This is a genomic window from Microbulbifer sp. VAAF005, assembly GCF_030012985.1.
GTDB lineage: Bacteria > Pseudomonadota > Gammaproteobacteria > Pseudomonadales > Cellvibrionaceae > Microbulbifer.
On sequence record NZ_CP120233.1, the window covers coordinates 2,749,907 to 2,772,338 of the forward strand.

The following is a 22,432-nucleotide window of genomic DNA, read 5'->3' on the forward strand; positions in this document are numbered from 1 at the left end:
TAAGTTTCGAGGAAACAGTATTTGTTCAGTTATAAAAAACGGAGAAATCAGCGTAGACGGTGGGTTCGTCTTCACCAATTGCAATATTCGTTATCGAGGAACTCGACATAATTGGCCAAGCGACAGAGACCTTACTTGAGAAGCTGTCACTCCAATTCATCTTAAACAGCATTCCGCCTCCGGAGAATCGAGCCCAGTCATCCTCCACAGTCTCCTCATAGTTATTCACATAGCCATAGCCCACATCGGCAATCAGTGCTACTTGGAAAATGTCATTTAAACGCTGATTAAACAGGATCGGGTTCATGAACTCAGGGAAGTTGAGGTACCACTCTGCGGTAACCACTGCCCCAATATCTGCAGAGAAATCTCTTGCTGAGAACGCGCGCACGCCATTGGCGCCACCGAGGGATAATTGCTCAAACCCTGGCAGATTACTCTCACTGTATTGAGCTCTTCCTTTCACGATTAACCTTGAACGATCATCAGTAAAAGGCATGGGTAAAAAGAGCAGTGAGCTGGTGTTAATTGCCAGTTTATTAAAGTCGTCCCCTCTTCCCTCTTCAACCGTATTTTGATGCTCACCATATTGTGCTGTAGCACTCAAAACATTGAGCATTGGAATGAAGCCACTGGAAAGGCTATCCATATAAAAACCGACTTCACTGCCATAGACGTGGTCATTAGTGAATTCAATAATGCCATCAAGGTCTGATTTCTTTTCTGTCAGACCGAAAGAGCCAGTGAGATTGAAATCCCTGGAGCGTCGGAATTTATGGTCTAAAGACAATGCATAACTTTTATTAACACCGGAAATTTCCAGTAAGTTAATTACGTTATCTTCATCGGTCTCATCGTAAAGACTAAATTCATTATGATCGGCAGATATTTCCAGGCGGGTGCGAGGGCCAAATAACGGGAAGCTATATCTGAACTGGCCGAGGTCAGAACCAAAATCGTCATCTGACTCAGGGTTTGATTTCAAATATCCCAGGGTCAATGCATCACCAAACCCAAGGGGGTTCAACCAGTCGACAGTTGCGTAAAGTCGCTCACTACCGGTATACAGTGAACCGTGGTTATCAGCCCTGAAAGTTGCACGCCAGGAGTCTGATTCGCGCACTTTTAAATTGAGCTTGGTTTCACCAGGGTTATCCCCCGCACTGAAATACCCAGTAACATTTAATCCGGGCAAGTCGTTAAGTAAATATAACCCTTCCTCGATATTCTCATGATTTACCAGGTGGCCGCGCTGCTCTTCGAAGGGCTCCGCCAGTTTTTCGTCTGAGTAATTTTCGTTATCTTCTGCAACAACCTGTCCGAGGAGTCCCTCTTGTACGGTAAGAGTGACCACCCCATTTTCTACATCTTGAGCGGGAATTTGCACTTGGGCCAAAAACAGCCCCTGGCGACGATAGAAACTTGTCAGTTCTGCGGCGATCTCTTCGAGATCTCCATAACTTAAGCCTCTTTCTCTATTTTGTTTTTCAATTACACCGACCAGTTTCTTGAGCTCCGCTGGCCCCAAGCCACCTGGATTAAACTGGGCGTTCATGTTGCCGAGCAATATTGCCAGCTCTTCAAGGTTATCTACGGTGTAACCGCTAGCGAGAATTTGATCCTCTTTCATGAATTTTGCCCGAAGATCCTCTGCCATTTCCTCTACAACTTCTCGGGAAATACCAAACTCTGGAAACTCTTCTAAGCGGTGAAACTTGAATTCTTTTACAGTGATCCGCGGTCCCTGGTTCCTCTCGGAGACCTCAGGGATTTCAGTGTTTAAGTTGGGATCTTCTGCTTCATAAGTACGCTGCAGGAAATCTTTAGTTACATCCACCTCAGTAATTGTGGAGGTATCCTGATTAAAGGCTTCCCGGACCCGGCTGCGAAAACTGGATCCATCATCCTGGGCAAAAACCGGTACTTGCGATACAAGAAAGCCAGCACCAATAAATAATGCCAACTTACTTTTTTCTAGCCCAAGCATATTTCCCCCAGTCTTAATCTCTAAATTTTTAATCTAACCAACTTGACTATCGTATCGACATTCGCTGGTAATTGTTTAACCTAGTTAACATCTCTAACGATACGGAAACCGGTGAATTCGTCGGGCTGGCCATTATGGAGTTTCTTGGTTGTTGCCAGGCAGCGGCTCATCGGGTCAATACGACTTCCCCCGAGAGCAAGTAATTCACCTTCTGTACCCAGCCCCCACTCCTGGACATTACCTACCGCATTCAGCAGCCCAAATCCGTTGGAGGACCCGGCCCGGGTGGGAACCATTTCAGCGCCTTTTTCGATGCCGCCATACTTCAAGTGGCAGTTTCGATCCGCCACCTCGTCCTCTCCCCTGGCACTGGCGGCTGCAAACCACTCCTGTTCCGAGGGCAAGCGGTAACGATAGCCTGTCTCATCACTGAGCCAGCTTAAATAAGCCTCCGCTGTTGCCAGGGATAGGTTATTGGCCGGCAGCCCTGATGCAGCCGGGGTCTGCTCCCCGCATTGACCAGCTATACGGCAGAATTGAGCCAACTCGGTGCTGCTGACCTCGTACTTACCCACTGCCAGCGACCTGCCACTCAACCCTTTGATCACGACCATTGTCGGCCCTCTGCTACCATCCGCTAAGCGATCGCGGCAGGTATAGCGGTCGCCTCTGCGACCACTTCCGGGGACTAAATGGCCGCAGAAGTCCAACTTGAAATCTTTCAATGGTTGGTATGCAGGCAGGAGAGCCCTGAACTGATCAACCAGGACCTCTGTTTGAATTGGGTCTTTCATACCCAGGTTGGTTGCGCAATTCACAAGCTCTTCACCCACTACAGGGCGTATCTGCAAGGCTTTTGCACTATCCAGTTTTGCCAGGCGGGCCAACTGGGAGCCTACTGAGGAGGCGCTCATTGTAAAACCACAGGTAAGCGCCACTTCCATATCATCAAGAACAGCGTCGATCTGCTTTTGCTTGAGGGCAGCCAGACGGCGGCGTTCCGCGCGCTCTTCAGCCAAACGGATGCGCTCGGCCTCACGCTCTTCTGCAATCCGCTCCGCCTCTAGGCGCGCACGCAAGCTCTCTCTATCATTCGCCAGCTGAGTCTTGATAGCTTCAGCTTCTTTTGACTCGCCATACCAGTTGGCTACACCCGCTAGCATGACATCGGCCTGATCGAGGTTACCCAGATTTAACTGACCCGTTGCAGCGGCGAGGAAAAGTTCTGAGACTTGGCGACGGGAAGAATCCAAAAATTCTTTATCCACAGGGTTCAGCTCGGAGTATTCCTCTAACTCCAGCTGAAGATCCCGCTCCCAGGCTGGGGTCAAAATACTCAAGCCAATCAGCCGGGTGATAGCCTCTTTCTTGTCGCTAATGCGCCGGGCCAATAACTCCTGCTCATGCTTAAGCTCAAGCTCAACCCTGACTCGCTCTTGCTCTGCAGCATTTTGCTGCTGCAGGTGGCCGTAACCTACAACTGCGCCCCCCAGAACCATCACAAACGCACTGCCGAGCACCCACTTCCAGGCATGGCTAACAAAAAATGCCTGAACGAATTTATCAACCGTACTTGTACGATTTTCCCGCTTCAGCTCAAGTGCTGACTCAAGCGCCCGCCACTGCCGGCGGTTGAGCCCTTTGATCCGCTTGGGCCGTAAGCCTTGCTCCAAGGCTTTGTCTGCTGGCGTTTTGTTGTAAGGGTGGCGACCGCAGAACAGCTCGTAGGCAACACACCCCAATGCATATACATCATCACTCGGTGCCGGCTCTGCCCCCTTGAGCATCTCAAGGCTCGCATAGGCCGGGGTGAGAGCTCCGAGAGTACCTGCATCAAATACTGTGGTTTCACCAGCCTTATTAGCGATGCCACCCTCAGAAACTGCTCGGGCAATACCGAAATCAAATACCTTTGCACCCTTTTTATTGGTGACAAAGATATTGCCCGGTTTAAAGTCTGAGTGAACAATCTTGTGGGAGTGGGCGTATATCAGGGCCTGGGAGATATCCCAAAATACCGAGCGGGCACGCTCTGGCTCCAGCCCCACATCCGCATGATCGCGTAACAACTTGTCCAACGGAGCACCCTCAAGGAACTCCATTGTCATAAATACGCGATCCCCATCACGGTCAAAGTCGTAAACCGTTACGATATTAGGGTGCGCGAGGGTCTGAGACTTCCGTGCTTCCCTCTGGAGAGAGATAAATGCATCAGGGTGCTTTTGGAAGTCATCATTAAGCAGCTTGATAGCGACATAGGGCTCGCTGTCATTGGCTTCCAACTTCCGGCGGTCCAGAGCTTTGTAAACCGCTCCCATTCCCCCTACACCCAGAAGCTTATCCAGCTCAAACCGGCCTTTGATCACCGTTTTGGTCACGGCATTTGAGCCGGCCGCCTCCAGAGGCTCAGACAATATAGCTGAATCGGCAGAGACCCCACCCAAAACCTCATCAACCCCAGCTGCATCCCCTGTTCGTCTTGGGGTGGACACAAAAACTGTCGCATCAGAGCTAAAACCGGCGGCAGCCGAGGGGATTACAGGTTGCGCACCTTTAACAGGTTGAGCACCTTTAATGGGGGTGATCATTGGCTCCGGTCTTATCCTGCTGGACAATGACGGTGATATCACCATCTTCTGTCAGCCCACTGGTAGATTCGCTCGAGCCCGGCGGAGTGCCACTCGGCCGAACAATACGTGTCTTATCGTTCAATTCCGCCTCCATGGAAAACCATTACGACACATCCAAATTCGCAAAAGCTTTGTTATTGGTCGATTGGGTAAGGCAATAAAGTAGGGTGCGAAGTATATCGAACAGCCTATGGGGCAACAATGAATCAATATTCAAATAAATTTGCCTTAACGCGCCATCAAACTATTATTCGAATCCAGCCCCCGAAATCATTGAGCATTACCTCTTTAAAGGGATGGATTACATATTATTACATAGCGAGTTTATCAAAATAGTACGGTTAAATGCTTTCAAATAGATGTTCGCCTGTCAATCAATATCCATGACCAAAATCATCAACTTAGCCTCAACAATGAGTTGTTAATTTTTATAAGTAAAAAAATAGTGTCAGAGTCAATTAGAGCAAACAGGCAGAATCCGTAACAGCTGAAAACCGCTTCGCGAAATTAGTGCCAGAGTCGATTAAATAACTAGAAAATTAGTTTTTTTTTCGCGTTCTCTTTGTTTAAATCACCTCAGTTGCTACCGCGACAACAACCTAAACAACTGCAAGTCGCGATGGTACGGAATTAACCACCAACATCACACGCCAACCAATGAGGGACACCCCATGGCTATTTACATGAACTACAACGACAAAGCTGTAAAAGGTAATGTTACTGCTTCTGGCTACGAAGACTGGATTGAAATTGACAATCTGCACTTCGGCGTTGGCCGTGGCATCACCATGGAAGCCGGCGCTATGGCAAACCGTGAAGCTTCTCGCCCAAGCCTGAGTGAATTAACTTTCAGCAAGCGCTTGGACGCAGCTTCCGGCGGCCTGCTCAAAGCTTCTGTAACTGGTGACGAAGGCGTTAAAGTAGAGATCCACGTAGTTCAAACCGGTGCGAACTCTGTTGAGAAGTATGCTGTTTACAAACTGGAGAACGTCCTGATTTCTTCTTACAGCACTTCAGCTTCTGCTGGCGGTCCTCCCTCTGAGTCTGTTGCTCTGAGCTACGCCAAAATCGAAACTGAGCTCAACCACGCTGACAAGAGCAACAAGAACCCAACCAGCATGCGTGTTGGATACTGCCTGGAAACTGCCAAGGCCCTGTAAGCCAGATCAAAGTGCGATCTGCTTACAAAATGGTCTGCGGAAACCCCGCAGACCATTGTCTGGCAGTTCTTTAGCTGAGCGCTTACCGAGCTTTCAGCTAAAGAACTGAATACACAAAACTATTACTACTCTCAAGGCACCGTAGGGATAGTAGGGGCTGCCCATGACTACATTAAATCAAGATAGAAGACTAATTAAGGTCGACAGCCCGCTCGGTACCGATGCGGTAATCGCTACCAACTTACAAGGTGAAGAGCATATATCCAAACTCTTCCGCTACGAAGTTCAGCTTCTCTCTGATGATCATGCCATAGACCAGAAAGATATCGTTGGTAAGGCCATCACCATCTCTGTACATCACTCAGAAACCCCTCGTTATATCAATGGTTACGTAACTCAGCTATCTCTTCGCGATGTTACCGCAGAAGGAATACGTAGCTATAGCGCCACAGTTCAACCGGGCCTGTGGTTTACCAGCCTCGGGGGCTCCAACAGAATCTTCGAAAAGAAATCAGCAAAACAAATTCTTGAAGAAGTTTTGGGTGAATACAGTAAGGTTATCAAAGTAAGCACCAAGTTAAATGCTGAATATATAACCCGCGAATACTGTGTGCAGTTCGATGAAAGCGATTTTGAATTTATCAATCGCCTTATGGCTGAAGAGGGAATCTCTTACTACTTCAAACACTCAAACGGGCAACACGAGCTTGTTCTCTGTGATGATAGCCAGGACTTCTATGACTGCGACAGCGAGCAAATAGAATACGATGGTGGAGGTAGCCACCCAACAAAAAATACTATCAGTAGCTGGCAGCGAAACTTTAATTATCACGGTGGCGGTTTTGAGTTAAAAGATTACTGTGAATTTACCGCTACAAAAGACAATAAGCAGCAGGTTAAAACCACCAGCCAGCTAAATGATGTCAGCAATTATTTGCGCGGAATGTATGGGTTAAACCACTTCCAGGCAGATGGCGAAAATAAACATAAATTTACCGATAGCTACCACAAGGCGCTCGCGGAGCGCTCCATGGAAGCGCAGGAAGCTTTATTTGACGTAAGCCATGGCCGCAGCGATTGCCCTTCATTTACAGCTGGCGGCCGCTTTAATTTTGATCACACTGTATCTTCAGAGAAAGGTAAGTATCTAATTACCTCTGTACATATCTCTGCAAGCGATAGTAATAGCGACGCGACTCATTTCCACAATACATTTAGCTGTATTCCTGCAACAGTAACACCAAGGCCTGAGCCCTCTATCTTTGCGAAGAAAGTTCACTCTCCACAGGTCGCACGGGTTCTTGAAGTTAAGGCTACAACCTCAGATAACTCTCAGGACCCCTATACCCAAATCAAAGTGAAATTCCCATGGAACTCACAGCAAAACAGCTGCTGGGTACGGGTAATGCAATCTTTTGCTGGAAAAAACTGGGGGGCAAACTTTGTTCCCAGGGTAAATCAGGAAGTTATTGTAACTTACATAAATGGTGACCCAGATAGGCCGCTGATTACTGGGGCTGTATACAATGGTGACAACCCAGGACCCAATTACACAGCAACTCAAAGCGGCTGGAAAACCGAGTACGAAAGTAGCGCCTTTAATGAACTTCGCTTTGATGATAAAGGCGGGAGTGAAGAAATTTATATGGAGGCAGGTAAAGACCATAACTTTGTCGTCCATAATGACCAAACAGGCAAGATAGAAAACAAGCAGACCCTAGAGGTTAAGCAGGATCGCTCTATTACGGTTACCGATGGCAGTGAAGTTGTTACCATCGCAAAAGGTGATCAAAAACTTAATGTCAGCAAGGGTAATCAGGTTGTAACTATCGGGTCGGGAAATCATACGCTCAAAGTCAGTAAGGGCTCGCAAACTACCGATGCTATGGGAGCAATTAAGATTACTTCCAAAGCATCTATAGAATTGAAAGTTGGCAGCAGCAGTATCAAACTAACTCCAGCTGGCATCACCATCAAAGGAACAATGCTCTCCTGTAAGGGCGACGCTACTGCGGAAGTTAAAGGTGGTGGCATGCTGACGCTGAAAGGCGGCGTCACCATGATTAATTGATGGGGAGATAGCAATGACAGACCTCATTAAAGTAGAAGCATTAACAGCCGATGAGCTTCTCAAGAATTTTGAAGTTAGTGACGAGGCAGAAGAACACCTGGTGCCAGATACCGCACCAGAAGTCAGTATAAACCGCCTTGTAGATGCCGGTTTATTTCCAGATGCAATTAAGCTATTAGCTCACGGCCTCCCTAAGCGGGAAGCCGTATGGTGGGCCTGTCTCGCTGCTCGAGACATCCAGGGGCCACAAACTGATGAAGACAATGTTAATGCTTTGAATGCAGCGGAGACTTGGGCGAAAAAGCCTAGTGAGGAAGCTCGATTACGCTGCAAGCTGTTTGGTGAAAAAACTAAACATAAAACTCCTGCGAGCTGGGCCGCTACTGCAGCAAGCTGGTGTCATGGCAGTTTAGCTGCTGAGGGTGAGCCTGTGGTAGAGCCACCCGAGCATCTATATGCTCACGCGGTCGCCGGCAGTGTCACTCTTGCTGCCGTGTTATCTGACCCTGTTGATCCAAATAAGAGATTCATGCGCTATATGGAGCAAGGCCTTGACCTGGCCAGAGGCGGAAATGGTAGGGCTGAGGGATAAATCATGGGAAAACCAGCTTCTCGTGTTGGTGATATGCACGTATGCCCAATGGTCACTGGCACTGTTCCCCATGTAGGCGGCCCAGTACTTAGCCCAGGAGCCCCAACTGTTATTATCGGCGGAATGCCTTCAGCCACTGTGGGAAGCAGCTGTACCTGTGTCGGTCCACCAGATAGCGTCGCAATGGGAAGTACAACGGTAATGCTGCAGAAAAAACCTGCAGCGAGAATGGGCGACACTACCGGCCATGGTGGAAATATAGTTATTGGCTGCCCTACAGTGTTAATAGGCGGATAAACTGGGACTATCTTGGCTGATTACTAATTTCGGCGTAACGGCATAGATAAAATTGGAGACCAACTCTCCCCCCAAGCAAGATCACCTCATATCTATAGTGAAGAACATTGAAACGTGTCCGCTTTTTTAAGTGGACCGTTCCAACGCATCGCAACCGCTAAACAAAGATAGCGGCTAAAAAATTGACCTTAATCCGCAAGGTAATATTTCTCGCGATATAAAAATATCGCCTTCTTTATTAAGATGTTTCGCCACCTGCAATGGGTGAGCTATTTCCCCATCAAAAATAACTTATATCAAGAAGTCTTTGCCAAGTATATTAAAGCTTACTTAGACAGACCGAGAACAAGCAATTCAACAGTCAGGCACTCAGTCAAAGCAAGCGGAAGCTGTCTAGCCGCTAGAGATACTCTATCAACTAAAACCTCAACCTTAAAAGAGAGGCAAGCCAATCTTATTCCGTTAAAATTAGCACAAAAATACCAATTAAATATAAACAATATGTTTATAACAACCACAGCATAATAATTAAAATATTTCACACAAAGCAAATACAACATATTCCAAAAGCGGAATATTTGAATATTTTTGAAAACAACATTTACCCAAATTAACCTAAGGCAAACTTAGAGTTAACAATACAAGCAATCAAACAACAATTACCTTAATCAAAAAGGTTTGAGCATTTCAGCATGCATGAAAAATATATATTTAATTTATTTTCAATATTTTTTCTATTAATTCTTGTGTCACCTGGAGGAACTTACGCTATGGCTTCTTTTAATCCTTTTAAAGCTTGTACATTTTCAGAAATGAAAATCAAGCTAACCTTAAATGGTAAGCCTATATCAGGAGCCCAAATTACACGCTCAATCCAATGGCAAAAAGAATGGGTAGATACCTTCACATCAGATGAAGATGGGGTTGCTGTTCTCCCAGCTAAGTTTTCAAACTCCTTAACCCAGGTCTTACCTGTTGAATTTGTTGTCTCTCAGGCTATTGACGTCAACTATGAAGATAAAAATTATGAGATCTGGGTTTATGCAAAAAGAAACCCCGGGGAAAACTCCGAAATGGGGAAACCTTTTAACTTAACTTGCGAGCTAACTGACGAAACCAGACTGGAAGAAGTATTCGATTCCGCCCTATTGACTTCATGCCAATTTAATTGAATAAAAACAAAAGGAGTAGATATATTATGCTGAGTCCGAAATATACTGCAAAACTTGCTGCAGATACTTACCTGGTAAAAGAAAGCAGGACAAGGAAATTATTCTATGAATTGTATAAAAATGATTTTGACATAGATGAAAAAATAACAAACAAAATAGATGCCGAGGCCGGCGCTTTTATTTTCTTGAAAAGCACTGACGCAAGAGGCATAGCGACCCTAGGAAAAGGGCAACATAAAGGACAGGCTTTCTTTAGTATTTTAGGTACTGATAGCCTGTACGATCTATTAACAGACCTAAATACTGGAGTTAGGCGATTCCATACTGGTGGCGCTGTACACCAGGGATTTTATTATACTTTCGAATCTCTATTACCTCAGCTCGAAAGATTTGTACAAAACCTGCCTAGTGATATTCACACCATTAATTGCCTTGGTCACAGCCTTGGCGGAGCGATAGCTACACTTGCTGCAGATTGGCTATCATCCAATACAGAAAAATCTATAAAACTGTATACGTTTGGTAGCCCAAGAGTTGGGCTTGACCACTTCGCAAGCGGCTGTAAACGCAAACTTAAATCCGAAAATATTTATCGCGTTTACCATCGCGCAGACCCCGTTCCTATGGTCCCCACATGGCCGTTTATTCATGTTCCAAATGGTGGTACCGGGGATTTTGAATTACCGACCCCCAGCCACAACCCTGGAACTAATCACAGCAGTAAAACTTATGTAAAGTCTGTTTCCCCCAACGGAACCAGTCTAGATTGGGACACAGTAAGACTTAGAAAACCCAAAGGCAATATAGAAAAAAGCGTTGAAGCATGGTTAAGATCAGATGGAGTCCTATCCTTAACCTTAAATACAGCATGGATAGCTGGTGAAGCACTACTGTGGGTTCTTAAAAAGATAGCTCACCTTGCAGGAATTTCTCTGGTAGTGGCAGGTGGTACTACCTTCACGCTTCTCGATAGACTTGCGATCTTCCTACACAAGGCTTATGAAATCAGCAAGGACATCTCTTTCTGGGTATTGCGGCTTATCCGCAGATTAGCTCAGCTTATTGGTATAGCTGTTGTGGAGGGTGCCGATATCACTGTCTCCTTTATACGCATGATATTTTTACGCATGCACCATATGGTATCGGAATTGGTAATGAGAGCAGGCAGAGGCAACCAGTAAATTTTCATTAAAACCAGTTGTATCTTTATGGTTATTAGTGGTAACTAGCCCAGCAGTAAAATCTAACAGCATTACTGCTGGGCTAATTCGCTCTACGTTATTCTACGGTGTAGCTGAAATCTCCCTCTTCTGTAGCAGAGACTTTAATTGCTTTAACTTCTTCACCCCTTGCCATTTTATCCAGGCATTCACTCGCTAATTCTGGCAACAAGGTTTTGTTCAGAATTACTTCAATATTTCGAGCACCTGTATCTGCTTCGTGACAACGAGCAACAATGTTAATTAGAACATCTTCATCGTAACTGAAGGAGGCTCCGTAATGCTCATGAACACGCTTCTCGATCTTGCGCATGTTAATTCTGCAAATTTCTACCAGGTTCTCATCATCGAGAGGGTAGTATGCGATTACATTCGCTCGCCCAAGGAATGCGGGCTTGAATTTCTGCAACAAGTGCGGACGGATATTATCCATTAACACATCAGGCTCAGGCTTTTCTTCAACTTGATTAAAGATAGCCCTGATTGCATCCTCTCCCGCGTTGGAAGTCATTATTATCACGGTATTCTTGAAGTCGATGTCCCTTCCCTCACCATCCTTGATGGTGCCCTTATCAAAGAGGTTATAGAAGACATCCTGTACGCCGGGGTGAGCTTTTTCCATCTCATCCAGCAGGATTACAGAATAAGGTTTGCGACGTGCGGCTTCCGTGAGTACACCACCCTCTCCATAACCGACATAACCGGGAGGAGAGCCCAGGAGCATAGATACTTTATGCTCTTCCTTAAATTCAGCCATATTAATGGTTGTGATATTTTGTTCACCACCAAATAACTCATCGGCCAGTGCAAGAGCAGTTTCTGTCTTACCTACACCACTCGTACCACAGAACATAAACACGCCTACTGGTTTACGTGGATCTGTCAGTCCCGCGCGAGAAGTACGAATCGCCTGAGCTACTGCTTCAATTGCATGAGGTTGGCCAATAACACGCTTGTTCAGGCGCCCTGCCAAAGTTTTAACGGCGACAATCTCATCACTAACCATCTTACCAACGGGAATCCCGGTCCAGTTAGCAACCACCGCAGCAATCGCCTGCTCATCAACAGCAGGTTGCATTAATGGGGTATCACCTTGAATGGCCTCAAGCTCAGCAGTTAATAATTTGAGCTGTTGCTGATAATCAGCTAGCAGGGCTTCGTCTGGGGTTTCTTCACCGCCATCCTGAGCCTTCATAAACTCAACATCAATTTGGTCGCGGAGCTGTTGAATCTGCCCAATTAATTCATTTTCTTTAAGCAGCTGCTGCTCAAGAACCTCTAAACGCTCTTCTTCAGAGGATTTAAATTCTTTAAGCTCAGCCAATTGCTCTTCATGCTCACCCATTGCTGCGTTTTCACGCTCTAGTTTTGCTAAGGTGGTATTAGTACGATCAATATTAATTCGAGCATCCTCAATCGCACCTGGAGTAGCAGACTGACTCAGAGCGACACGGGCACAAGCAGTATCCAGCAGACTGACGGACTTGTCTGGTAGCTGGCGCCCTGGGATATAACGATGGGATAGTTTGACTGAAGCTATAATTGCCTCATCTAAAATTCGTACTTTGTGGTGCTCCTCTAGTGAGGTTGCAATACCACGCATCATGTCAATCGCATTACTCTCATCGGGCTCCTCAACCTTTACTACCTGGAATCGACGAGTTAACGCGGGATCACGCTCAAAGTACTTTTTATATTCTGCCCAGGTTGTAGCGGCTAAAGTGCGAAGTTCACCGCGCGCCAAAGCTGGCTTCAGAAGGTTTGCCGCATCGCCTTGACCTTCCTTACCTCCCGCACCAATCATCGTATGCGCTTCATCAATAAACAAAATAATTGGTGTAGCAGATGCCCGCACTTCTGAAATTACAGATTTCAGGCGGTTTTCAAACTCTCCTTTTACACTTGCGCCAGCTTGCAGTAAGCCCAGATCTAGCGTGCGCACTGCAACACCACGAAGAGGTTCGGGCACATCACCACTAGCAATACGAAGTGCAAAACCTTCAACTACCGCAGTCTTACCAACACCCGCCTCACCAGTCAGGATGGGATTATTCTGGCGCCGGCGAGTAAGGATATCAATACATTGGCGAATTTCTTCATCACGCCCAAGTACAGGATCAATCTCACCTTTTTTTGCTCTCTCGGTCAAATTGATGGTGTATTTATCTAATGCCGGAGCTTTAGAAGCTGCCGCAGCGACTGCTGCTGCACCATCACCCATATCTGCAGCTGCACTAATATGGCTGGATTCACCACTTTGCCCAAACATTGCACGAGCAGTTTCACGAATAGATTCCGGGGCGATTTCTTTAAGTTCTGGGCAAGACTCTAAAATTTGGCGACGAGAAGTTTCTTCCAATAAAAGCGCTGCCAATAAATGCCCAGAACTAATTGCTTTATGACCATAGTCAATGGAAGCCAACATCCAGGCATTCTTTGCAGCTTCTACAATGGTAGGAGACAAAGAAGGGGGACGGCTGCTACCAGCACGGAACCCGGCAATTGCAGTAGCCAGTTGCTTGGCAAAATTCGCCGGATTACAGTCGTGCTTTTCGAGCAAGTGGTACAAGTCGGTATCAGACTGGTCCAGTAGTTTTAACAACCAATGCTCTAGTTCAACATTGTACTGGTTCTGCGATAAACATAGCCCCGCAGCCCCTTCAAGTGAATCCCGCATATGCGGTGTCATGGTATCAACCAATCTCTTCAAGTCGATATTGATCACGTTGATTATCCTTTCCTAAATAATAATGTTGTTAATTGTACTTATGCAGCAGGTAAAGCTTCATCAGGTGGAATATTGTCTGCACTCAAGGTAATCTGAACCAGCCTCTCTCCATCTTGCTCACTGGCCATATGAGTATTCCATCCCAATAATGGCTCATTCTCAGCTTTTCTATTTAACTGAATTGGTGCTACTTGGCTGGTTGAAAGTGTCACTGACAACTCGAAATCCATTTCAATGCCAGCACTAAAACGGATAAATTCCTTAAGTGACTCTAATTTCTTCGTACCAGGTGCAATAGTCATATATTGCTCATAAGGCATTGACTCGATAATTACCTGGAATTTATTTTGGGCCTGGAAACAGTGCGTACCCAAAATGGTGTTTACACCCAGGCAATTATTAACCCCATTGGGCGCCTGAACGCTCGGCAAACGACACAGAATATCATCGGGCAATTCATCCCACTGCCCTTGAAACTGCTCAATACTTACAGATAAATCAAAGAAGTGCTTAATCATGCTGGATAAAGCAGTTGCTGAGCAGCGTCCACTGGAGAGGTGCCCACCCATGCCCACAAGCGCTTCATCTGGCATGGGCATACGATAGCGCATTTCACTGGTCCCAAGCCCAGCTAAAGAAGCAAGAGCTTGGGTAAACTTGTCTGGCTCTCGGGAATTCTGTAAACGCTGCCGCTCATAATTCACCGGTAACTGATACTTATGCCAAGCCTGGTAAAAAAGTGAAATACTGCGGTGATTAAACATATCAAGGAAATCACGCAGCGCGGTACTTTTTTCTCTGAGTTCCCTTTGCACAAGCTCTGTCAGGTAATAAGGCAATACCCCCTGACTACCGATTAACCCCGTGAACCCCACTTCCATTTGCCATTGGTGTGAATCGTCTTCATTAGGGTCTTCATGCTCAACAGCCTTTTTCTCTAGACGCAGGACATCTGAGCCTGTAAAAGACAAATTAGGTTGGGAGCTAAATTTTATCAATTCTTTAGCAGGTGGAGCCGCACTGGCTATTGGCTCCTTATTAAAATTAGCACCTGCTAAATGAACCGCCCGCTCGACTAACCTTACCGCTTGAAAAAAATCAAAGTTATAAGGCTCTCGACGCAAGCGCTCAATTACAGTAACGCTTTTTCGCCGGCTCGAGGTGGCCATCGCTTCAACTCCCCATCCCTATCACTCATAGTGGCAATCAGTTTTGTAAATGAATTAATCGAGCAATAAAGCCCAAGAAAACGCTCTATTATACTGGCAAATAGCAATGGGCTTGTTCCATTTAGCATCATAGAATCAAGCTCAATTTCAACTTCTGTACCACGACACAACACTACACTTTGGTCAATTTGAATTGGTGCAGTGACGGGCTTGGTATTAAGCTTTAACAATGATTCAATCAGGTTGCGAGTGCTCGCAGAATCACGAAAATCATAAAGCCTAAATATTTCTTTTAGAGCATTACACCCTTCTGGTCCGGATAAAGATAGGTGATTCAAGTTTAGATGAGAGATAAGCCTCCAATACCCCCTCTCCCGACGAGGAGGCCTCAACGTTGCTGTTGGGGAGACCACACAACTAATTCGACTTACCGGTAAATCGCCATCAACAACTTCCAAGTAAGGCTGGGCATTACCATTGGGTAGCTTTTTAGCCAGATTTCTATTACAACAGGTTAGTTTTATATCTAAAGTCTGATCACTAATTCTATGTGGATTGAAATCTAGATCGACTAAAGTAATATCGATCTCAGACGCCTGCTCGTTTCGATGCTCGCCTTCAATTACATCTCTACGACGGCTATACCAGAAAGCCGACTGATCTGCGTGGTGTTTACTATGCTGAATACCATAGAAGGGCCGGTAATTAGTTACTCCTCCATCACCATCAGTCGCTGCGACTTGATCAATTGAATATATTTCCAGGCCTTCGCTGCGACGAGCATCAGGAACCACATGGTAATTATATTGCGTGTGACTGAGTGGTATCGGGTCTGCACTTTGCTTAAATAGATTTACAGCCGGAGCACATCCCAAAGCAAACATACTTGGGCTAAGTTGCTTTTCTAATTCTTCATGAGTCTCAGACAAGTAAAAATATAAATTTAATGTGTCTTCAAAATTCTCATTTAGAGCCTCACCAACATCAAGCACATCCAAAAATAAGAACTTTTCTGGAAAAGCAAAATATTCTGTGAGTAACCTATACCCTACAAATGCGGTATCAGGATATGGCAACAAGCCTTCGTCCGGACTAAGGCCCACTTGCTGTATTTTATCTGATGAGATAAAGGTCGGCTTAGGATCACTCTCTCCACTAGCAACAACAAGCTGTACACATTTACTTAAAATTAAATCATATAAGCTATATATGTGAGACGGCTGTCCACGCAAGAAGAAGCGTAGATTCTTTAAGTCCAGGTCAGAAAATTTCAAACTTGGGCTAAACGTTTTTAGCGATAGTTTTAGAACTGCGTTAGCTCCCTGAACGTCATTACAACCTGGCGCTATGAAAGGCCTTGGCATAAGGCTGGCGCTTACAGCCTGAAAAGGACAAATCTCTGCTGGGTAACACGTTGTGAATCGACAGGTTTGCCCATGAAAACTATCACTCTCCAGTAGAGTTTCTTTTTCTACAGGAGTTATCGCATCCAAATCCTTCTCGGGTTCAAACTGAACAATTGCACAGGATGGAATTGGGCGAAGATAGTGGGGATAAAGAGTCTCCAGCATTGCATCTGTTAACTCTGGGAAATCATCGCTTAGCTTTTGCTGAACTCTGGCATTCATATAAGCAAAACCAGACAGCAAACGGCCCACTAGAGGGTCATCGACCGTATCTGCATTTAGCTGAAGCCTAGATGCAGCAGCAGGGTGCATTTTTGCAAATTCAGCAGATGTTTGCTGAATAAATGCAAGTTCACGCTCATAGAGATCTATTAATTTTTCACTCATCACATAATCTCTGAAACATCAACCAGCTGGGTAACCGGATTGAGTGCCGAGTCAAATACAATTACTTCTGATGCTGGATTAACGTGTAATACTGCTTCCACCCGAAAGCGAATGCTCGGATCTTCAACATCTACCTGATCTTGGGTAGTCACTTTGACCGAGCGTATTCTCGGTTCAAAATTTAGAATTGTTTTTTCAATATCCCGGCAAAATTGTTTTCGGCTAGTCGCTGAAGTCAGGTTTACTGTTGATAGGTCCGGCAATCCATAGTTAACATTAGACTTCTGTAAATTTTCATGAGTTGCCGGCGCGGAAATACATTTGTATCGTGTATTGAATAAGTATTCCAAATCACGGCGCACCCCTTCGCGGAGCTGTCTCAACACTTGGTGAGATTGATGCACATCCATTTTATTAGACGATTGCAACAGTCGATCAAGCACCGGAGCCAATAAACGCTTTTCTCTCACCATAATAATTAATTAGCTCCTGCGCCAATTGTTGCCAGAGCTGTTGTAAGCTTCAGTTCGGATACAAGATGATCAACGGTATAATGGCTCTTAAGGTGAATAACACTTTGATAGCTACCTGCCTTTCCTGGCTCATCCATTACTTGAACACGAGATTCCCGCAGTGGATATCTAGCCTGCATTTCCCAGGAAAGATCATCTCTACCTGTCGTATAGTCATTTAACCAGCTCTGTAACTTCCGCTCGCAGTCTGCTGCATTCAAATAGGAGCCGACCTTATCCCTGATCATTACCTTGATATACTGAGCAAAACGGGAGGCGCAAAGGATTTGCTGTAACATCGAGCTAATACGCGCATTAGCTGTTGCAGCCTTAGTGGAATATTGCTGTGGCCTTTGTAGTGACGGAACACTATTAAAAGCGCTGTACGGAGTATCATAACAGTGACTTAGGCAAACATAGCCCAGTTCACTTAATTCTCTCTCTGCAAAATCAGTAATCAAAATCGAGGTAGCCATCTGAATCATGCCAGGACTACTATCTACTCGATAAGGCATCATCGGTAATTGAGTCACGAGCCCTCCGCCCAGGTGGTCGCGAGCAACCCCCCTGACATGTGAAAACCACCCAACCTCACTAAATTCTCGAATTAATACAGCACCTAAAGCAAAGCAGGCATTACCCCATAGATAATTTTGGTTATGTGACGCTCTTACCTGTTCTTGAAATCTCAGACCTCGATAGCAAGAAAACTCTTGATTATAAGGTTCCCTCATCAGTATTTGGGGGAGAGTTATCGCAATAAAGCGACTATCTTCCAAATCTCTAAGTCCACTCCATCGAATATATTCTTTTTGACGAAAAACCTCAGAAAAATTAATGGGCTTTGCCAGGTCTGAATACTTGTCGACACCAAAAAGCTGTGGTGCCGAAGAACAAATAAAAGGAGCAAATGCTGCAGCCGCCGTATGAGCTATACCTTGTAAGGTAAAAACATCGTCATAAGGATGGTCAGGTAAAGGACGGTGAGATACGTAGTAATCCCCAAGTAAAAAGCCAAAAGGCTCGCCTCCAGGGGTACCAAATTCTTCATTGTATACAAGGTGAAATAAGCCAGATTGATCAAAGTCTGGAGCTCTCTCAATATCTTTAGCCAAGTCCTTCCAACTGGCATCCAGGACTTTGATCTTGATATTGTCAGCGTGTGGTGTATCAAACACCAACAGGGATAAACCTCTCCAACTTGCTTCCAGCCGCTGAAACTTCTCGTTATGAATTATACGATTTAACTGATCACAAATTAACTCGTCCAGCTCTGCGATAATTCTACTTAAGTATTGACGAACGGAGTAATTCTCTCTATTTGCACAAGAGCACAATTCCGTTAGCCAGTATTCAAATGCAAAAAAATCATCCGGTTCTTGCAGAAATTTTCTGAGTTCATTCTGCTGCCCTCTCGCCAATTTTTTCGACAGAATATCAGATTGATTTTCTGCTATTTGGTCATGTCCTGCACGGGGCACCGGTATACTCCAACTAGAATTATTGTTTGAATAAATGACGATATAACTTAGACCTTGAATAAGGTCCTGTGAAGAGAAGGCCCCACCCAGAAGGGTGAGGCCAGAACATTATCCCGCAGATGGGATATTTGCCACCATGCGCAGAGATGTCGTCAATTCTTCCATCTGCAGCCAAGGCCTCAGGTAGGCTACTGCACTGTAACATCCGGGCTGACCAGGAATTTCTTTAACTTCCACCCGAGCCTCAGACAGCGGATATTTCGCTTTCATTTCTGCACTGGCATCAGGGTTAGCATTTGTATACTGGGAGATCCACTTATTCAGCCAGCGCTCACAATCACTCGCTTCCATAAAGGAGCCCACTTTATCCCGTGCCATTACTTTTAAGTAGTGAGCGATACGAGAAGTTGCCATCAGGTAAGGCAGACGTGCAGAGATTTCCGCATTGGCAGTTGCATCGGGGTCGTCGTATGCCTTTGGCTTTTGGGCACTTTGAGCACCAAAGAATACAGAGTAATCGGTATTCTTGTAGTGACACAGAGGCAGGAAGCCCTGAGCACTGAGTTCAGCTTCTCGGCGATCGGTAATTCCGATCTCGGTGGGGCATTTCTGGTCGAGATCACCATCATCACTCTTGAATACGTGAGATGGAAGCCCTTCCACTTTACCGCCACCTTCAGCACCACGGATAGCGGTACACCAGGAATTCTCAGCAAATGCTTTAGTCATGGTGGTACCCATAACATAAGAAGCATTCATCCAGCAGTATTGATCGTGCTCTGCAGGGCGGGAAACACCGTCTTCATCCACCTCGAACTCTTCAAAGTCAAATGCTTCAATCGGCTTGGTATTAGCGCCGTAAGGAGTACGAGCCAGGGTACGAGGCATTACCAGCGATACGAATCGGGAGTCTTCACTATCACGGAAGCTACGCCATTTAATATATTCGGCAGACTCAAAAATACCACCCAAGTCTCTCGGCTTGGAAAGCTCTGTATAGTCATCAAAGCCAAACATGCCGGCACCTGCCGCAGCAACAAACGGACAGAAGCCTGCCGCAGCAACATTGGACATCTTACTTAGGAGCTCGATATCTTCTGGATGACTGGTGAACTCGAAATCACCAATCATTACACCGTAAGGCTCACCACCAGCAGTGCCAAACTCTTCTTCATAAATTTTCTTGAAGGTCTGGCTCTGATCGAACTCAACCGCTTTGTCCAAATCGCGGAACAACTCGCGCTTGCTCAGGTTGAGCATACGAATTTTCATGGTCGCACCGGTTTCGGAATTCATTACCAGGTGATTTAGACCACGCCACGACCCTTCCAGCTTCTGGAATTTCTCGTCATGTAAAATCGCAGACAACTGCTTAGACATAGCTTTGTCAATCGCGCTTACAGCGCTCTTGATAGTCTGAGTCAGGCTGCGGTCCCAGGTAACAGTCCCCTTCAGGACCTGCTCCGTCAGATTCGCAAGTAAATCTTGCGCTTCTTGGGGAGCAGTTTGCTTGGTTGCGGCAATAGCCTGGTCGAGAAGGCTTGCTGACTGTTCTTCAGCCTCACTGCCTGCAACATTTTCTACTTCTGTACTCATTCTGAATCCTCTCCTTTATCCTCACCCAAGCCCAGCTGCTCAGAAATTGCGCTGACATTTTCAGTACTCTGAAGGATATCCTCGAGCACTTTCTCAAGCTCTTCTGAACGATCGGCCTTACTCAGCAAATCGCGTAATTTACTGCGGGCTTCTAGTAACTGTTTGAGAGGCTCAACCTGCCCAACAATTTTTTCTGGTGAAAAGTCATCCATATGGTTGAAGTCGAGATCAACAGCCATTTTGCTGCCGTCATCAGATAGGGTGTTCTCCACCTGAAGATTCAGCTTGGGATTTACTTTGCCCATCACATCGTTGAAGTTGTCGCGGTCGATTTGGACAAATTTACGATCTTTCAGCGCCTTACGATTCTCTGCGTTATCACCAGAGTAATCACCCATAACGCCAGCCACAAAAGGAAGCTCCTTTTTGACTTCGGCTCCGTTAGTTTCAACATCGTAAGTGATATGTACACGAGGCTTACGCACACGCTTAAGTTTATTGTGGATGCTTTCAGACATCTAAGGTCTCCTTTCCGACTTTAGGGACTGCTGTTCTTAGTTAATTACCAACCAGTGCTGGCTTCTTCTTGCGGTTGCTCACCCCAACCTTCATCAGAGACTGGCGCGGATACACCTTCACTAGGTGTATCTGCGGCAACCGCAGGAGCTGATGAAGTGCCACTTGTAGTCACTGGTGGGGTTATATATTTTTGTGTATCCGTGCCATCGAGGCGAACTCCCGTCAACTGCGAGTAAAGCGCCTTCGAATGGTCATCGGGTAGCAATTCAGACATCAGTTCAGACACTGTCATTCGTCCCCAGCCTATCAACCTTTCTAGGCCAGGAGCCAGCGGCGTATGGGGCTCATAAGTACGGAAATACTTTGCCGCCTGCTCGAGCAACTTTAAAGCATCTTCCCTGGATACCACTGGACCTGAGGGAATAGCCACTGCACCTGTAGAGACAGTAGCAACTGCAGCACCCGCTGCCTGTTCCTCACCTGTAGGCTCCTCAGAAGATTGCGACTCCAGCTCAACTTGAGCCTGCTCTAGAGATTCCAATTTGGCTTTATAAACAAAGCGGCTTGTTCTCAACACCTCATCCAGCAGGGATGAAATATTAGTGGAGGGAGGTGCATCATGGCCACAGCTTTGTCTCAAACTGTCATTGATTGCCTTGAAGTGCTCAATCGCTCCCTCAATTGTCTGAATCAGGTTCTGAGCCCATTCCGCGCTCGCGCTACTTACACATTGATCGACCTGTTCGTAGCTATAACCCAGAGTCTCTATTCGAGCAGCCTTCGCATCCTCATCTGCGATCTTGTCAGCATCTCGGGCCTGCTGATATTGGAAGAATGAGAAATCTCCATAATCACCTTCTGGGGTAATAGCGGCGCTGCGAATGGGCATCATCAAGGTGCCATCTCCACCATCACCATTCAGGCCCGTAATGGGGGCAACCTTGGTCTCAAGACCATCCTCGTCTGGCAAGGGGTACAGGCCTTCCCAGTGCTGCTCGATCAATGAGTCAATCAGTTGCAGGCCATCTCTTAAGCCAATAAAACCGTGCAGGCGAATCAAGGCTTCGGTATACCAACTGGCAACCTCCAAATCCTTGCTCTTTTTCCCGAGGATGCCTTCAGCGGCCTTGGCCACATCTCTCCACGGCGCTAACAGATCTGTATCTACATCGTCGAACATCGCTGAGCGCTCAGCGGCCCGCGCGCTGTTGCGTGCATCTTTGATCGAGTAGTAATCAGAAGTCGGCGAACGATCCTCTCGGATATCATCCCCTACGGGGTTATCCTCTGAGATTGGAGCAACTAGTTCATCGATATTTATCGTGTTTGGGAATGCCATCAAAAAAGGCCCTTATACCGAATCAAATCCTTTAATCAGAATTCTGAGAAGAGTACACGTTGTAGATATCTAATCAAGGCAAATAATGCGCTTGGTACCTATTACTTTAAAAAACACGTGCGGTTGACTATTTTACGCTATTTATTTTTGTTAAATTTTGGCTTCT

At 46.0% G+C, this 22,432-nt stretch carries 17 protein-coding genes; 6 read left to right on the plus strand and 11 right to left on the minus strand.

The window, feature by feature from the left end:
* Window positions 1-25: 25 nt before the first annotated feature.
* The 3 genes from P0078_RS12160 to P0078_RS12170 all read right to left on the minus strand — a co-directional run bounded on the left by P0078_RS12160 (window position 26) and on the right by P0078_RS12170 (window position 4,699).
* Window positions 26-1,987 (minus strand): ShlB/FhaC/HecB family hemolysin secretion/activation protein, encoded by a 1,962-nt coding sequence (locus P0078_RS12160; protein ID WP_282930247.1) that lies wholly within the window; start codon window positions 1,985-1,987, stop codon window positions 26-28.
* An 80-nt stretch (window positions 1,988-2,067) separates the two neighbouring features.
* Window positions 2,068-4,575 (minus strand): bifunctional serine/threonine-protein kinase/formylglycine-generating enzyme family protein, encoded by a 2,508-nt coding sequence (locus P0078_RS12165; RefSeq protein WP_282930248.1) that lies wholly within the window; start codon window positions 4,573-4,575, stop codon window positions 2,068-2,070.
* Window positions 4,559-4,699, minus strand: a complete 141-nt coding sequence (locus P0078_RS12170) for a hypothetical protein (protein ID WP_282930249.1) — start codon at window positions 4,697-4,699, stop codon at window positions 4,559-4,561. Before P0078_RS12170 ends, P0078_RS12165 begins: the two co-directional genes overlap by 17 nt.
* 589 nt (window positions 4,700-5,288) lie before the next feature.
* Here P0078_RS12170 and P0078_RS12175 point away from each other — a divergent pair.
* The 6 genes from P0078_RS12175 (at window position 5,289) to P0078_RS12200 (ending at window position 11,090) form a co-directional block, all read left to right on the plus strand.
* Window positions 5,289-5,777 carry an Hcp family type VI secretion system effector gene (locus P0078_RS12175; RefSeq protein WP_282930250.1) on the plus strand — a complete coding sequence of 163 codons (489 nt, stop codon included), beginning with the start codon at window positions 5,289-5,291 and terminating at the stop codon, window positions 5,775-5,777.
* 163 nt (window positions 5,778-5,940) lie between these two features.
* Window positions 5,941-7,848 (plus strand): type VI secretion system Vgr family protein, encoded by a 1,908-nt coding sequence (locus P0078_RS12180; protein WP_282930251.1) that lies wholly within the window; start codon window positions 5,941-5,943, stop codon window positions 7,846-7,848.
* Window positions 7,849-7,861: 13 nt separating this feature from the next.
* Window positions 7,862-8,440, plus strand: a complete 579-nt coding sequence (locus P0078_RS12185) for a DUF6931 family protein (protein ID WP_108731475.1) — start codon at window positions 7,862-7,864, stop codon at window positions 8,438-8,440.
* A gap of 3 nt (window positions 8,441-8,443) precedes the next feature.
* Window positions 8,444-8,737 carry a PAAR domain-containing protein gene (locus P0078_RS12190; protein ID WP_282930252.1) on the plus strand — a complete coding sequence of 98 codons (294 nt, stop codon included), beginning with the start codon at window positions 8,444-8,446 and terminating at the stop codon, window positions 8,735-8,737.
* A 692-nt stretch (window positions 8,738-9,429) separates the two neighbouring features.
* The gene (locus tag P0078_RS12195; protein WP_282930253.1) at window positions 9,430-9,909 is read left to right on the plus strand and encodes a DUF6795 domain-containing protein; all 480 of its coding nucleotides are present in this window, start codon (window positions 9,430-9,432) and stop codon (window positions 9,907-9,909) included.
* Between the two features lie 26 nt (window positions 9,910-9,935).
* Window positions 9,936-11,090 (plus strand): lipase family protein, encoded by a 1,155-nt coding sequence (locus tag P0078_RS12200; RefSeq protein WP_282930254.1) that lies wholly within the window; start codon window positions 9,936-9,938, stop codon window positions 11,088-11,090.
* 97 nt (window positions 11,091-11,187) lie between these two features.
* Here the strand turns inward: P0078_RS12200 and tssH are convergent, their stop codons facing one another.
* The 8 genes from tssH to tssA form a co-directional block, all read right to left on the minus strand.
* Window positions 11,188-13,854 (minus strand): type VI secretion system ATPase TssH, encoded by a 2,667-nt coding sequence (tssH, locus tag P0078_RS12205; protein ID WP_282930255.1) that lies wholly within the window; start codon window positions 13,852-13,854, stop codon window positions 11,188-11,190.
* 41 nt (window positions 13,855-13,895) lie between these two features.
* The gene (gene tssG, locus P0078_RS12210) at window positions 13,896-15,026 is read right to left on the minus strand and encodes a type VI secretion system baseplate subunit TssG (protein ID WP_282930256.1); all 1,131 of its coding nucleotides are present in this window, start codon (window positions 15,024-15,026) and stop codon (window positions 13,896-13,898) included.
* Window positions 14,990-16,819, minus strand: a complete 1,830-nt coding sequence (gene tssF / locus P0078_RS12215; protein ID WP_282930257.1) for a type VI secretion system baseplate subunit TssF — start codon at window positions 16,817-16,819, stop codon at window positions 14,990-14,992. The genes tssG and tssF overlap by 37 nt, the downstream gene beginning before the upstream one ends.
* Entirely contained in the window at window positions 16,819-17,292 is a 474-nt protein-coding gene (tssE, locus tag P0078_RS12220; protein ID WP_282930258.1) for a type VI secretion system baseplate subunit TssE, read from the minus strand. The genes tssF and tssE overlap by 1 nt, the downstream gene beginning before the upstream one ends.
* Window positions 17,293-17,297: 5 nt before the next feature.
* Entirely contained in the window at window positions 17,298-18,812 is a 1,515-nt protein-coding gene (gene tssC, locus P0078_RS12225) for a type VI secretion system contractile sheath large subunit (protein WP_282930259.1), read from the minus strand.
* 108 nt (window positions 18,813-18,920) lie between these two features.
* Window positions 18,921-20,408 (minus strand): type VI secretion system contractile sheath large subunit, encoded by a 1,488-nt coding sequence (gene tssC, locus P0078_RS12230; RefSeq protein ID WP_282930260.1) that lies wholly within the window; start codon window positions 20,406-20,408, stop codon window positions 18,921-18,923.
* Window positions 20,405-20,926, minus strand: coding sequence for a type VI secretion system contractile sheath small subunit (gene tssB / locus P0078_RS12235; protein ID WP_282930261.1), 522 nt, complete (start codon window positions 20,924-20,926; stop codon window positions 20,405-20,407). Before tssB ends, tssC (P0078_RS12230) begins: the two co-directional genes overlap by 4 nt.
* A gap of 44 nt (window positions 20,927-20,970) precedes the next feature.
* Complete coding sequence (tssA, locus tag P0078_RS12240; RefSeq protein ID WP_282930262.1) at window positions 20,971-22,266, minus strand: type VI secretion system protein TssA; 1,296 nt, start codon at window positions 22,264-22,266, stop codon at window positions 20,971-20,973.
* Between the last annotated feature and the right edge of the window lie 166 nt (window positions 22,267-22,432).

What these genes read in the sequence shown, in the direction of transcription:
- P0078_RS12160 (WP_282930247.1), bottom strand. Translation starts at nt 1,987, where the DNA reads ATGCTTGGGCTAGAAAAAAGTAAGTTGGCATTATTTATTGGTGCTGGC.
- P0078_RS12165 (WP_282930248.1), bottom strand. Translation starts at nt 4,575, where the DNA reads ATGATCACCCCCATTAAAGGTGCTCAACCTGTTAAAGGTGCGCAACCT.
- P0078_RS12175 (WP_282930250.1), top strand. Translation starts at nt 5,289, where the DNA reads ATGGCTATTTACATGAACTACAACGACAAAGCTGTAAAAGGTAATGTT.
- P0078_RS12180 (WP_282930251.1), top strand. Translation starts at nt 5,941, where the DNA reads ATGACTACATTAAATCAAGATAGAAGACTAATTAAGGTCGACAGCCCG.
- P0078_RS12185 (WP_108731475.1), top strand. Translation starts at nt 7,862, where the DNA reads ATGACAGACCTCATTAAAGTAGAAGCATTAACAGCCGATGAGCTTCTC.
- P0078_RS12190 (WP_282930252.1), top strand. Translation starts at nt 8,444, where the DNA reads ATGGGAAAACCAGCTTCTCGTGTTGGTGATATGCACGTATGCCCAATG.
- P0078_RS12195 (WP_282930253.1), top strand. Translation starts at nt 9,430, where the DNA reads ATGCATGAAAAATATATATTTAATTTATTTTCAATATTTTTTCTATTA.
- P0078_RS12200 (WP_282930254.1), top strand. Translation starts at nt 9,936, where the DNA reads ATGCTGAGTCCGAAATATACTGCAAAACTTGCTGCAGATACTTACCTG.
- tssG (WP_282930256.1), bottom strand. Translation starts at nt 15,026, where the DNA reads ATGGCCACCTCGAGCCGGCGAAAAAGCGTTACTGTAATTGAGCGCTTG.
- tssF (WP_282930257.1), bottom strand. Translation starts at nt 16,819, where the DNA reads ATGAGTGAAAAATTAATAGATCTCTATGAGCGTGAACTTGCATTTATT.
- tssE (WP_282930258.1), bottom strand. Translation starts at nt 17,292, where the DNA reads ATGGTGAGAGAAAAGCGTTTATTGGCTCCGGTGCTTGATCGACTGTTG.
- tssC (WP_282930260.1), bottom strand. Translation starts at nt 20,408, where the DNA reads ATGAGTACAGAAGTAGAAAATGTTGCAGGCAGTGAGGCTGAAGAACAG.
- tssB (WP_282930261.1), bottom strand. Translation starts at nt 20,926, where the DNA reads ATGTCTGAAAGCATCCACAATAAACTTAAGCGTGTGCGTAAGCCTCGT.
- tssA (WP_282930262.1), bottom strand. Translation starts at nt 22,266, where the DNA reads ATGGCATTCCCAAACACGATAAATATCGATGAACTAGTTGCTCCAATC.